The following is an 11,923-nucleotide window of genomic DNA, read 5'->3' on the forward strand; positions in this document are numbered from 1 at the left end:
ACGGCCAGGGCCGCACCGTGGACTTCAAGAACACCGTGATCGTGATGACGAGCAACATCGGCTCGCCCATCATCCAGGCCATGGTGGGCAAGCCTTCGGAAGAGATCAAGGAAGCGGTGTGGGACGAGCTGAAGAACTACTTCCGCCCCGAGTTCCTGAACCGCATCGACGAGACGGTCGTGTTCCACGCGCTGGACGCGAAGAACATCGAATCGATCGCCGCGATCCAACTGAAGGTGCTCACCGCGCGCCTGGCGAAGATGGACCTGGGCCTGGAAGTGTCGCCCGCGGCGCTGGCCGAGATTGCCAAGGTCGGCTTCGACCCGGTGTTCGGTGCGCGTCCGCTGAAGCGCGCCATCCAGCAGCGCATCGAGAACCCGCTCTCGAAACTGTTGCTCGACGGCAGCTTCGGGCCGAAGGACACGATCGAGGTCACGACCGACCCGATCCAGTCGCCGGGCCAGTTCTCGTTCACCAAGGGCGGGGAACCAACGGCGGCTGCTTCGGCCTAAGCTCGGATGATGAACTTCATTTTTCGCGTCATTCTTCTGCTCCTGGGGCTGGTTTTCGCGGCCAGCCTGGCCGTGGTGGTCATGCTGCTGGCGGCGGTGTGGGGTGTGCGCTACGCCTGGGGGCGCCTCACGGGCAAGCCCGTGACGCCTTGGGTCATGCGTTTCAACCCGCGCTCGGGCTTCGACAAATTTCGCCATGCGGCACAACCGGCCGAACCCACCGCGGCCGACGTGGTGAGCGCTCGGGCGCGCGGCGAGTCGGTGCGCAGCCCCATCGCCATCGGCCCCGCCGATGACGTGACCGACGTGCGGGCCCGCCCCGTGCGCGGCGACTGAGCCGCTGCCCGAACAGATCAGGCGCTGTAAAGCGCCTCGATCTCGCTGGCGCAGGTCTTGTAGATGCTGGCGCGGCGCACCTTCATGGTCGCCGTGACCTCACCGTCGTCATGGTCCAACTCTTTGGTCAGCAGATGAAAACGGCGGATCTGCGACACCTGCGCCAGCTTGCCGTTGCCCTTTGAAATCTCCGCGTCGATCAGCGCGCGCACCCGGGGCTCTTCCACCAGCGAGCGGAAATGCGTGAACGGAATGCGCGCCGCCTCCGCCCACTTGCCCACCGTCTCGCAGTCGATCTGCAGCAGCGCGCCGACGAACTTGCGGCCGTCCGCCACCACGATGCATTCCTTGATGAAGGAGCTGCCCTTCATGGTGTTCTCGATCTCCGAGGGCGTGAGGTTCTTGCCGCCGACCGTGATCATGATGTCCTTGAGCCGGTCGACGATGCGCAACTGCCCGTCTTCCTCGCGCACCACGTCGCCGGTGCAGAGCCAGCCGTCGCGGATCGACGCGGCCGTGGCCTCGGGGTTCTTGTAGTAGCCCTCGAACACCATGTCGCCGCGCACCAGCAGTTCGCCCGCATCGCCGATGCGGTGCTCGGTGCCTTGCGTCGGCAGGCCGACCGTGCCGATCTTCACGGCGTCGTGCCGGTGGCCGGCGATCATGCCGGTCGACTCCGTCAGCCCGTACACCTCCACCAGCGGCACGCCCAGCGTGCGAAAGAAGCGCACCACGTCCGCCGGAATGGGTGCCGCGCCGGTCAGCGCAATGTGCGCGCGGCGCAGGCCGATGAAGTTCTGCAGCGCGCGCAGCACGCTCCAGTAGGCGAGGGCGAAGCGCCCGCGCTCGGCCAGCGTCCATGCGGCGCGCGGCTTCTCGGCCAACGGCGCGCACGCCGCCATCGCGCGGGCGAACAGCAGGCGTTGCAGGCGCCCGGCCTCCTGCAGCACACGGCCCTGCTGCGGCTTGTAGAAGCCCGAGATGGTGTTGAACAGCGAGGTCTTGCCCGCGCCGTTGGGCCCGATCACTGCGGTGATGGAGCCCGGCGCCACGCTGAAGCCCACGTTCGTCAGCGCCTTGACGCCGCCGAACGCGAGCGTCAGCGCATCGACCTGCAGCACGGAAGCGGATGGCGCGTCAGGCATGGCTCGGAGCGTCGTTGTAAGGTCAGGGTTTGTGTCCAGCACCTCGAAAGCTACTGGTCCGTAAAATTCCTACTGGCGGGTAATGTCTACGTTCGTCGCATGGCGCGGCATCCGGACTTGCCCCGCCCGCACAAACCCCATGCCCCGTACAGCCACTGCCCCCCAGCCCACAGAACCCTCGCCGTGGGAGCCCGCCGGCAAGCGCGCCCAGCAGCGCGAGGTGAAGCGCCAGGCGGTGCTGCAGACCGCCGCGCGGCTGTTCAACGAGCGCGGCTTCCACGCCACCTCGCTCGACGACATCGCCGAGCGGCTGAACGTCAGCAAGCCCACGCTCTACTACTACATCGAGAACAAGGACCAGATCCTGCTGGAGTGCGTGAAGATCGCGCTCGCGCTCATTCAGGACGGCATCGGCGAGGTGCGCGCCGCGGGCGGCAGCGCCATCGACCAGCTCAAGGCCTGCATGCGCATCTACTCCAGCGTGGTCACGCAGGACTTCGGCATGTGCGTGATCCGCATCGGCGAAGACCCGCTGCCCGACCCGCTGAAGAAGGAGCTGCGCAGGCTCAAGGCCGGCATCGACGGCCAGTTCCGCCGGCTCATCGAGGACGGCGTGGCCGAAGGCTCGCTCGCGCCCTGCGACCCGAAGATGGCCGCCTTCATGCTGGCCGGCGCGCTGAGCTGGATCGGCCGCTGGTACCGCCCCGACGGCGACCTCACGCCCGACCAGATTGCCGACCAGGGCATCGCGCTGCTGCTCAACGGCGTGATCCAGAGACCGGCCGCGGCTCCAGCTGCGGCTGCCAGAGCCCGCAAGCCCGCCGCTAAAAAAGGAAAGACCGCATGACGACGACCGACGCCCCCTTGCTGCTGGCCCGCGACGGCGCGGTGGCCACGATCCGCTTCAACCGGCCGACCGCCCTGAACGCCATCGACGTGCCGATGGCCAACGCCTTCCTGGCCGCCGCGCGCGAACTGGCCGCCGACAAGAGCGTGCGCGCGGTGCTCATGAGCGGCGCGGGCAAGGGCTTCATGGCCGGCGGCGACCTCGGCGTGCTGAGCGCCGACCCGAAGCAGGGCGCGGCCGACCTGATCGATCCGCTGCACGAGGCGCTGACCGTGCTCGACCGCATGGACGCGCCGCTGATCGCGCAGGTGCACGGCGTGGCTGCCGGCGCGGGGCTGAGCATGATGCTGCAGGCCGACTTCGTGCTCGCCGCCGAAGGCACGCGCTTCAACCTTGCCTACGTGAACATCGGCACCAGCTGCGACGTCGGCGCCTCGTGGGCGCTGCCGCGGCTGGTCGGCATGCGCCGCGCGCTGGAGATCGCGATGCTCGGCGACACCTACGACGCGGTGGCCGCCGAACGCATGGGCCTGATCAACCGCGTGGTGCCCGCCGCCGAGCTGGAGGCCGAGGCGCTGGCGCTCGCGCACCGGCTGGCCAAGGGGCCGACCGTGGCGCTGGGCAACCTGCGCCGGCTGATGCGCGGCTCGCTCGGGCGCGACCTGGCCGGGCAGCTCGACGCCGAATCGGCCGCCTTCCAGGCCTGCGCCGCGACCGATGACTTCAGAATCGGCCTGGACGCCTTCTTTGCCAGGAAACCCGCCGCCTTCACCGGGCGCTGAATCCGTTTTTTTCAATCCCAGGAGACAGAGACAGATGACTTCACGCGACATCTTCGTGGTCGGCACCGCCCGCACCGCCATCGGCACCTTCGGCGGCGCGCTGAAGGACGTTCCGAACACCCAGCTGGCGACGACGGCGGTCAAGGCCGCCATCGAGCGCAGCGGCCTCACCGGCGACGCCATCGGCCACGTGGTCATGGGCAACGTGATTCCCACCGACGTGAAAGACGCGTACCTGAGCCGCGTGGCCGCCATCGACGCGGGCTGCCCGATCGAGACGCCGGCCTTCAACGTGAACCGCCTGTGCGGCTCGGGCCTGCAGGCCATCGTGTCGGCGGCGCAGGCCATTGCGCTGGGCGACTGCGAGATCGCCATCGGCGGCGGCTCGGAATCGATGAGCCGCGGCCCGTACTTCGACACCTCGGCACGCTACGGCGCGCGCATGGGCGACGCGGTGCTGGTCGACTACATGCTGGGCATCCTGCACGACCCGTGGGAGAAGATTCACATGGGCATCACGGCCGAGAACGTGGCCGCGCGCTACGGCATCACGCGCGAGCAGATGGACGAACTGGCCGTCACCAGCCAGCAGCGCGCCGCGGCCGCCATTGCCGCGGGCCGCTTCAAGGAGCAGATCGTTGCAGTCGAGGTGAAGACGCGCAAGGGCGTCGTGCTGTTCGACACCGACGAGCACGTGCGCGCCGACACCACCGCCGACACGCTGGCGAAGATGAAGCCCGCGTTCAAGAAGGACGGCCTCGTGACGGCCGGCAACGCCTCGGGCATCAACGACGGCGCTGCCGCCGTGGTGCTGGCCAGTGGCGAGAGCGTGAAGGCCCGCGGCCTGAAGCCGCTGGCGCGCCTGGTGGGCTATGCGCACGCCGGCGTGGAGCCCGCGTACATGGGCATCGGCCCGGTGCCGGCCACGCGCAAGGTGCTGGAGCGCACCGGGCTGAAGGTGAGCGACTTCGACGTGATCGAGTCGAACGAAGCCTTCGCGGCGCAGGCCTGCGCGGTCATCAAGGAGCTGGGCTTCGACCCGGCCAAGGTGAACCCGAACGGCTCGGGCATTTCGCTGGGCCATCCGGTGGGTGCGACGGGCGCCATCATCACCACCAAGGCGATTGCCGAGCTGCACCGCACTGGCGGCCGCTACGCGCTGGTGACGATGTGCATCGGCGGCGGCCAGGGCATTGCCGCGGTGTTCGAGCGCGTCTGAACGCGCTTGCGCCTGTTCAGGGCACACTTGCGGGCATGCTGCGTCCACCTCTGCTGATCGATCCCGACGAAGTCGAGATCAGTGCCATCCGGGCGCAGGGGGCGGGCGGCCAGAACGTCAACAAGGTGTCGAGCGCCGTGCACCTGCGCTACGACATCCCCGCAAGCTCGTTGCCCGCCGACGTGAAGGAGCGGCTGCTCGCCTTGCGCGACAGCCGCATCACGCAGGAAGGCGTGCTGGTGCTCAAGGCGCAGCAGCACCGCACGCAGGAAATGAACCGCGCCAACGCCCTCGCACGGCTGCAGGCGGTGGTCGACAGCGTGGCGACGCCGCCGCGCGTGCGCCGCGCCACCAAGCCGACCTACGGGTCGAAGCAGCGCCGGCTCGAGGGCAAGAGCCAGCGTTCGCAGACCAAGAGCCTGCGCGGGCGCGTTCAGGACTGAGCCGCGGCCGTCGCGGTGGCGGTGGTGGCGGCGCTGTCTCGCTGCCGCAATGCCGCGTCGAAGCGTTCGAGCCGCGCCTGCGCGAAGGCCGGGCGCTGCTGGATGCGCGCCCACCAGCCGGCCACGCGGGCGCAGCGGGTGGTCGACAGCGCATCGGGTGCCAGCTCGGCAATGCGCGCCACGAAGGGCACGGCGGCAATGTCGGCCAGCGAGTAGCCCGCGCCGACCAGCCAGTCGCCGCCTTCCAGCATCGCTTCCATCTTGTCGAGCAGCGCCAGCAGCTTGTCCAGCGCCGCGGCCTTTTCCTCGGCGGTGTAGGGCTGCCGCGCAATGCGCAGCCAGGCCTCGCGGCGCTCGGCCGTGGGAATGCGCGACAGCTTGTCCTGCAGCTGTGCGTCGCTCCACTGGCTCGCGCCGGGCTGCAGCGCGATGCTCCAGTTCAGCACCAGCAGGTGGGGCAGCGATTTTTCGTCGGTCCAGCGCACGAAGTTGCGCATCACCGCGCGCTCGTACGCATCGGCGGGCCGCAGCGAGGGCAGCGGATGCAGGTCGTCGAGGTACTCGCAGATGGTCGAGCTTTCGTACAGCGAGTGGCCGTCGTCCAGCCGCAGCGCGGGCACCACGCCGTTCGGGTTCATCGCCAGGTAGGCGGGCGAATGGTGTTCCTGGCGGCCCATGTCGATCGGAATGCTCTCGTAGGGCAGGCCTTTTTCGGCCAGGCACAGGCGCACGCGGCGCGACGCGCTGGACAGCCAGCCGTGATAGAGCTTCATGGGCGCTTCCTTCTGAAGAACGGGAAAGAGTGCGGGGTCAGGGCACGAGCACGACGGCGCCCGTGGTGGCGCGGTTCTCGAGGTCCTCGTGGGCGCGGCGCACGTCGGCCAGCGCGTAGCGGTGGCCCACCGCCAGCTTCACCTGGCCGCCGAGCACCACGTCGAACAGCGCCGCCGCGCCGCGCCGCAGGTCGGCCGGGTCGGCGATGAAGGTGCGCAGCGTGGGCCGAGACACGCTCAGCGACTTCGCATGCAGCCGCTGCAGGTCGAAGGCCTCGACGTCGCCCGAGGCGGTGCCGTAGTTGATGGCCATGCCCAGGGGGCGCAGGCAGTCGAGCGAGGGCAGGAACACGTCCTTGCCGACCGCGTCGTACACCACCGACACGCCCTTGCCGCCGGTGAATTCCAGCGTGCGCGCGACGAAGTCTTCGGTTCGGTAGTTCACCACGTGATGGCAGCCGTGCGCGCGTGCCACGTCCATCTTGGCCTCGGAGCCGACGGTGCCGATGACCGTGGCGCCCAGCGCGCGCGCCCATTGCGACAGGATCACGCCCATGCCGCCGGCCGCCGCATGCACCAGCACCGCCTCGCCGGGCTTCACCGCATGGAGCCGGCGCAGCAGGTACTCGGCGGTGAGGCCGCGCAGCAGCGTGGCGCCCGCCACCTCTTCGGAGATGCCAGGGGGCAGGGGCACGACGCGCTGGGCCGGCACGTTGCGCACCGCCTGGTAGGCGCCGGGATGGAAGTACGCCACCGACTGCCCCGTGTGAAGGGGCGCCTGGACACCCGGCCCCACGGCATCGATGACGCCCGCGCCCTGCGCGCCCAGCACCACCGGAAAGACTGTTGCCGCATGCGGCCCGTGCGAGCCGCGGCGCTGGTAGATGTCGGCAAAGTTCAGGCCGATGGCCGATTGCCGTATGCGCACCTCGCCCGGCCCCGGCTCGCCGACCTCGACCTCGGTGCGTTCGAGCACTTCGGGGCCGCCGTGGGCCCGGATGCGGATGGCTTGGGTGCGCATGGTCAGGCCTTGCTGGTGGATTTCTTCTTGCCCGCCGCGCGCTGCGTCACGGCCAGTGCGTCGGCCGCCACCTCCGGCGTGGCGACGGGCGCGGCCACCGGCACGCCGTGGGGCATGCTGGCAATGGCGTCCGCGTACACGTTGCCGCCGCTGGAGATGTGGCCGGTCATGGCGCGGCAGGCCGCATCCTCGTCGCCGTTGAGGATGGCCTCGAGCACCTGCTTGTGCTCCACCAGCGAGTTGCGGATGCGCCCCGGCCGGTCGAACAGCGTGCGCTGCGGATGCCGCATGCGCAGCCGCATGGCGCGCAGCTGCCGGGCCAGCACCTCGTTGAGGCTGCCGTCGTAAATGATCTCGTGGAAGCTGCGGTTGGCAATGCCGTAGAGCTCGGCGTCGCCCTTGGCGGCGGCGTCGCGGCAGTCCTGGTCGGCCTGCTCCAGCAGGCGGCGCTGCACCGCGGGCATGCGCCGCGCCGAGAGGCGCGCGGCCAGGCCTTCGAGCTCCATGAGTATCTCGAGCATGGCCACGTACTCGGGCAGCGACAGGCTCGCCACCACCGCGCCCTGGCGCGGCACGGTGGTCACCAGGCCGGCCGACATGAGCTGCAGCAGGGCCTCGCGCGCCGGGGTGCGCGACACCTCGAAACGGTCCATGAGCTCCTGCTCGTCGATGCGGGAGCCGGCGGTCAGGTGGCCGGAAGTGATTTCCGCCTCGAGGGCGGCGCGGATCTTTTCGCTGAGATTGATGCGTTGCGATGGGGGCATTGAGACGTCTCCGATGCGCTGGATTCTAGACATCATCGTGCACGCACATGGTTTATAAAAATACGTAGAAACGAGATATGTATTTTTATAGGCGACGTGAATACACTGAAAAAGAGCCGGCGCATTCCTCCTCAGATCCGGCCATGGAGACACTCATGCCACTGAACAGACGCCATTTCCACGCCCTGGCCGGCGCGGCCGCCGCTGCCGCCTCCGCACCCTGGCTGGGTGCCCAGGCCCAGGCTCAGGCCCCGTCCCAACCTTCGCTCGACGCGCTGCACGAGGCCGCGAAGAAGGAGGGCGAGCTCACCTGGTACATCGTGTACCTGCCCTCCGAAGACGCCGAGCTGATGTCGCGCACCTTCACCGCGCGCTACCCCGGCGTGAAGGTGAACGTGGTGCGCACCACCGCGCAGGTCGCGTTCCAGCGCCTCAACCAGGACCTGAAGGCGAAGACGGCCAACTGCGACGTGTTCTCCTCGACCGACATCGCGCACTACCTCGACCTGAAGCAGCGCAAGCTGCTCATGAAGTACCTGCCCGCGGCCTCCGCCGGCATGGACAAGCGGCTGCAGAACCTCGACCCCGACGGCTACTACCACGTGGCCAGCGTCGCGATGGTCGGCCTGATCTACAACACCGCCAAGGTGAAGCCGGCCGACGCGCCGAAGAGCTGGAACGACCTGGTCGACCCGAAGTGGCGCGGCCTGGCCTCGGTCGGCCACCCGGGCTTCAGCGGCTTCGTGGGCGTGTGGGCGATCGAGATGCGCAAGCTCTACGGCGACGGCTGGTTCAAGAAGCTCGCGGCCAACAAGCCGCAGGTGGGCCGCTCGATCATCGACACCGTGACCACCGTCACCTCGGGCGAGCGCTCGATCGGCGCGGGGCCGATCAACCTCGCGGCCATGGTCGCCGACAAGGGCAACCCGATCGCCATCGTCGCGCCCAAGGAAGGGCCGGTGCTCATGCTGTCGCCCTCGGCCATCATGGCCAACGCGCCGCACCCCAACGCCTCGAAGCTCTTCATGGAATGGCTGCTCGGCAGCGAAGACGTCGACAAGCTTTCCGTCGAGCGCTTCGGCGTGCCCAAGCGCGCGGGCGCCAGGCCGCGGCCCGGCGTGCTGGGCCTGGACGACAGCAAGACCGCGTTGCGCCCCGACCCCAAGGAGTCGGTGGACGGCGTGCCCGAAGTCATCGACCTGTGGCGCGATGCTTTCGGCGTCTGAAGCGGCCATGCCGCAACCCGCGCGCGCGGCCGTGCCCTCGCGCCTGGCCGACCCGGCGCTGTGGCTGTTCGGCGTGCTCATCGTGGTGCTGGTGCTGCTGGTGGCCAACCCGATCCTGCGGCTGGTGTGGGACAGCTTCACCGCCTCCGACGGCAGCGCCACGCTGCGCAACTACGCGAGCGCGCTCGGGCGCGCCCGCAACATCCAGGCGCTGCTGAACTCGCTCTACCTCGGCGGCGCGGTGACGGTGCTGGCGCTGGCGCTCGGCGTGCCGCTGGCGCTTGCCGTGTCGCGCACCAACATGCCGTGCCGCAACCTCACGCACATGGGCGTGCTGGCCGCGTTCGTCATGCCCAACTTCCTGGGCGCCATCGCGTGGATCCTGCTGGCCGGGCCGAACGCCGGCTGGCTCAACCGGCTGTGGCTGGCGGTGTTCGGCGGCTTGGGTGGGGAACGCGGGCCGTTCAACATCTTCAGCTTCTGGGGGCTGGCCTTCGTCATTGCGCTGTACACCTTCCCGCTGATCTACGTGTTCACCAAGTCGGCGCTCGACCTGATCTCCACCGAGCTGGAAGACGCGGCCTCGATCCACGGCGCGGGCAAGCTGCGCACGCTCACGCGGGTGACGCTGCCGCTGGTGATGCCGTCGATCGTGGGCGCGGCGATCCTGATCTTCCTGGAGTCGGTGGCGCTGTACGGCACGCCGGCGCTCATTGCCATTCCGGCGGGCATCAACCTCGCGACCACGCAGATCGTGTCGTTCTTCGAATACCCGCTGCGGGTGGAGCAGGCGGCGGCGTTCTCCATGCCGATCCTGGTGCTCACGGTCGCGATGCTCTGGGTGCAGCGCAGGCTGCTGTCGCGCAAGGGCTTCGTCTCGGTGTCGGGCAAGGGCGGCGAGCGCAGGCCCTTCGACATCGGCATGTGGAAGTGGCCGCTGCTGGCGTACGCCGCGCTGGTGTCGCTGCTCACGGTGGTGATGCCGCTGGCCATCCTGGTGCTGGCGTCGCTGTCCAAGGCCTGGGGCAAGGGCGTTGCGAGCGGCAACCTCACGCTGGCGAACTACCACGACATCTTCTTCCAGCAGCTGACGGTGCGCGAGGCCCTCGTCAACACGGTACTGTATTCGGGCGCCACCGCGCTGGTCTGCGTGCTCATGGGGCTGTGCGTGGCCTATGCGGTGCAGCGGCGCATCACGCCGTGGCCGGGCGTGGTGCAGTTCCTGTCGCTCGCGCCGGTGGCGGTGCCGGGGCTGATCCTGGCCATCGGCCTGTATGCGGCGTATGCGGGGCCGCCGTTCTCGCTGTACGGCACGGGCGCGCTGATCGTGGTGGCCTTCACCACGCGCTTCCTGCCGATTGCCGTGACGGCCTGCGCGGCGGCGGTGCGCTCGCTCAACCCCGAGCTCGAGGAAGCGGTGCGCGTGCTGGGCGGCGGGCGCATCACCGTGCTGGCGCGCGTGGTGTTCCCGCTGCTGAAGACCACGCTGGTGGGCGTGTTCATCCTGGTGTTCGTGATCTGCACCAAGGAGCTGTCGACGGCGGTGTTCCTCACCGGCCCGGCCTCCCGCGTGGTGTCGGTCCTCACGCTCGACCTGAGCGAGCAGGGCAACTACGAGACCCTGGCCGCGATGGGCGTGGTGCTGGTGGTGATCACCACGCTCGTGGTGGCGGCGGGCATGCGCGTCGCCGGGCGCGACTTCATGCTGCGGCGGCCCTGACGCAAGACGCACGGAACAAGAAGGAACCCCCATGTCCAAGCTTCAACTCAAGAACATCCACAAGAACTACGGCACCACGGCGGTGGTGAACGACCTGAGCCTCGAGCTGCGCCAGGGCGAGCTGGTCACGCTGCTCGGCCCCTCGGGCTGCGGCAAGACCACCACGCTGCGCATGATCGCGGGCTTCATCGAGCTCACGGCCGGTGCCATTGCCATGAACGGCCAGGAGATATCGGGCGCGGGCCGCACGGTGCCGCCCGAGCACCGCGGCATGTCGATGATCTTCCAGAGCTACGCGATCTGGCCGAACATGACCGTGGCCCAGAACGTGGGCTTCGGCCTCGATGTGCGGCGCACGCCGGCCGCGCAGGCGAAGCGCCGCGTGCACGAGATGCTGGAGGTGGTGCACCTGCAGCACCTGGCGCACCGCTACCCGGCGGAGCTCTCCGGCGGGCAGCAGCAGCGCGTGGCGCTGGCACGCGCCATGGTCGTGCGGCCCGAGGTGCTGCTGCTCGACGAGCCGCTGTCCAACCTCGACGCCAACCTGCGCGAGGAAATGGCCAACGAGATTCGCCGCCTGCACGACGAGTTCCGCTTCACCACCGTGTACGTCACGCACGACCAGTCGGAGGCCATGACCATCTCCGACCGCATCGCGGTGCTCAACCTCGGCCGGCTCGAGCAGATCGACACGCCCTGGAACCTCTACAACCGCCCGCACACGCCGTTCGTGGCGGGCTTCATCGGCCGCACCAACCTCGTGAGCGCGAGCCTGCGCGCGGGCCGCATCACGCTGGACGGGCTGCAGGGCGAAGTGCCAGTGGAGCAGGCCGCCGATGCCGCCGCCACCGGTGATGCGCGCGACCGCGCCGACGCGCGCGTGTCGATCCGGCCGCAGTCGCTGTACCTCGGCGAAGGCGCGCCGGTGGCGCCGGGCGCGCTGCCGATGGGGCCGGTGTCGGTGGTGTCGCGCACCTACCTCGGCGAGTACTGGGACTACGTGGTGCAGCCGCTGGGCGGCGGCGAAACGCTCAAGGTGCACGCGCCGCCGTCGAGCGTGCTGGAGATCGGCCACCAGTCGCAGCTGTCGGTGGACCCGCGCGGCGTGGCCGTGGTGAGCTGATGCGAACAAGAG

The 11,923-nt window shown here is 69.2% G+C and carries 12 protein-coding genes and 2 pseudogenes; 9 read left to right on the forward strand and 5 right to left on the reverse strand.

Annotated features, from left to right (window positions below; genetic code table 11):
- Together BM013_RS20830 and BM013_RS20835 are read left to right on the forward strand one after the other, a co-directional pair.
- The coding region (locus tag BM013_RS20830) for an AAA family ATPase (protein WP_177225529.1) at positions 1-512 on the forward strand (512 nt) is incomplete at its 5' end.
- A gap of 6 nt (positions 513-518) precedes the next feature.
- Positions 519-848: a hypothetical protein gene (locus BM013_RS20835; protein ID WP_093129569.1), complete on the forward strand. Its 330-nt coding sequence runs from the start codon at positions 519-521 to the stop codon at positions 846-848.
- Between the two features lie 17 nt (positions 849-865).
- On the opposite strand, the pseudogene BM013_RS20840 reads toward BM013_RS20835, so the two are convergent.
- Together BM013_RS20840 and BM013_RS42215 are read right to left on the reverse strand one after the other, a co-directional pair.
- Positions 866-1,795: pseudogene (locus BM013_RS20840) on the reverse strand (long-chain fatty acid--CoA ligase); the annotation flags it as partial.
- Positions 1,796-1,993, reverse strand: a pseudogene (locus tag BM013_RS42215) (ATP-binding cassette domain-containing protein); the annotation flags it as partial. It abuts the pseudogene before it with no gap.
- Positions 1,994-2,132: 139 nt separating this feature from the next.
- Between BM013_RS42215 and BM013_RS20845 the strand changes: the two are divergent.
- From BM013_RS20845 to arfB, 4 genes are read left to right on the forward strand one after another with little or no spacing between them, the layout of a single operon-like run.
- Positions 2,133-2,840 carry a TetR/AcrR family transcriptional regulator gene (locus BM013_RS20845; RefSeq protein ID WP_256221588.1) on the forward strand — a complete coding sequence of 236 codons (708 nt, stop codon included), beginning with the start codon at positions 2,133-2,135 and terminating at the stop codon, positions 2,838-2,840.
- The gene (locus tag BM013_RS20850; RefSeq protein ID WP_093129571.1) at positions 2,837-3,622 is read left to right on the forward strand and encodes an enoyl-CoA hydratase/isomerase family protein; all 786 of its coding nucleotides are present in this window, start codon (positions 2,837-2,839) and stop codon (positions 3,620-3,622) included. Before BM013_RS20845 ends, BM013_RS20850 begins: the two co-directional genes overlap by 4 nt.
- 34 nt (positions 3,623-3,656) lie before the next feature.
- A complete protein-coding gene (locus tag BM013_RS20855) occupies positions 3,657-4,841 on the forward strand; it encodes an acetyl-CoA C-acyltransferase family protein (protein WP_093129572.1) in 1,185 nt (394 codons plus the stop codon).
- Between the two features lie 35 nt (positions 4,842-4,876).
- The gene (gene arfB / locus BM013_RS20860; RefSeq protein WP_093129573.1) at positions 4,877-5,284 is read left to right on the forward strand and encodes an alternative ribosome rescue aminoacyl-tRNA hydrolase ArfB; all 408 of its coding nucleotides are present in this window, start codon (positions 4,877-4,879) and stop codon (positions 5,282-5,284) included.
- On the opposite strand, the gene BM013_RS20865 is transcribed toward arfB, so the two are convergent.
- Genes BM013_RS20865 through BM013_RS20875 form a run of 3 tightly spaced genes read right to left on the reverse strand, consistent with a single transcriptional unit; the run spans position 5,275 to position 7,842 of the window.
- Positions 5,275-6,057, reverse strand: a complete 783-nt coding sequence (locus BM013_RS20865; protein ID WP_093129574.1) for a glutathione S-transferase family protein — start codon at positions 6,055-6,057, stop codon at positions 5,275-5,277. The genes arfB and BM013_RS20865 overlap by 10 nt on opposite strands.
- Positions 6,058-6,094: 37 nt before the next feature.
- Positions 6,095-7,078, reverse strand: coding sequence for a quinone oxidoreductase family protein (locus BM013_RS20870; protein WP_093129575.1), 984 nt, complete (start codon positions 7,076-7,078; stop codon positions 6,095-6,097).
- Positions 7,079-7,080: 2 nt separating this feature from the next.
- Positions 7,081-7,842, reverse strand: coding sequence for a GntR family transcriptional regulator (locus tag BM013_RS20875; RefSeq protein ID WP_093129576.1), 762 nt, complete (start codon positions 7,840-7,842; stop codon positions 7,081-7,083).
- A gap of 155 nt (positions 7,843-7,997) precedes the next feature.
- On the opposite strand from BM013_RS20875, the gene BM013_RS20880 reads away from it, so the two are divergent.
- From BM013_RS20880 to BM013_RS20890, 3 genes are read left to right on the forward strand one after another with little or no spacing between them, the layout of a single operon-like run.
- Positions 7,998-9,068 carry an ABC transporter substrate-binding protein gene (locus BM013_RS20880; RefSeq protein ID WP_093129577.1) on the forward strand — a complete coding sequence of 357 codons (1,071 nt, stop codon included), beginning with the start codon at positions 7,998-8,000 and terminating at the stop codon, positions 9,066-9,068.
- A 7-nt stretch (positions 9,069-9,075) separates the two neighbouring features.
- Positions 9,076-10,788 (forward strand): ABC transporter permease, encoded by a 1,713-nt coding sequence (locus tag BM013_RS20885; protein WP_256219952.1) that lies wholly within the window; start codon positions 9,076-9,078, stop codon positions 10,786-10,788.
- Between the two features lie 31 nt (positions 10,789-10,819).
- The gene (locus BM013_RS20890; protein WP_093129579.1) at positions 10,820-11,911 is read left to right on the forward strand and encodes an ABC transporter ATP-binding protein; all 1,092 of its coding nucleotides are present in this window, start codon (positions 10,820-10,822) and stop codon (positions 11,909-11,911) included.
- Positions 11,912-11,923 lie beyond the last annotated feature (12 nt).

Origin of the sequence: Variovorax sp. OK605 (genome assembly GCF_900115445.1) — a bacterium.
In the GTDB taxonomy this organism is placed as follows: domain Bacteria; phylum Pseudomonadota; class Gammaproteobacteria; order Burkholderiales; family Burkholderiaceae_C; genus Variovorax.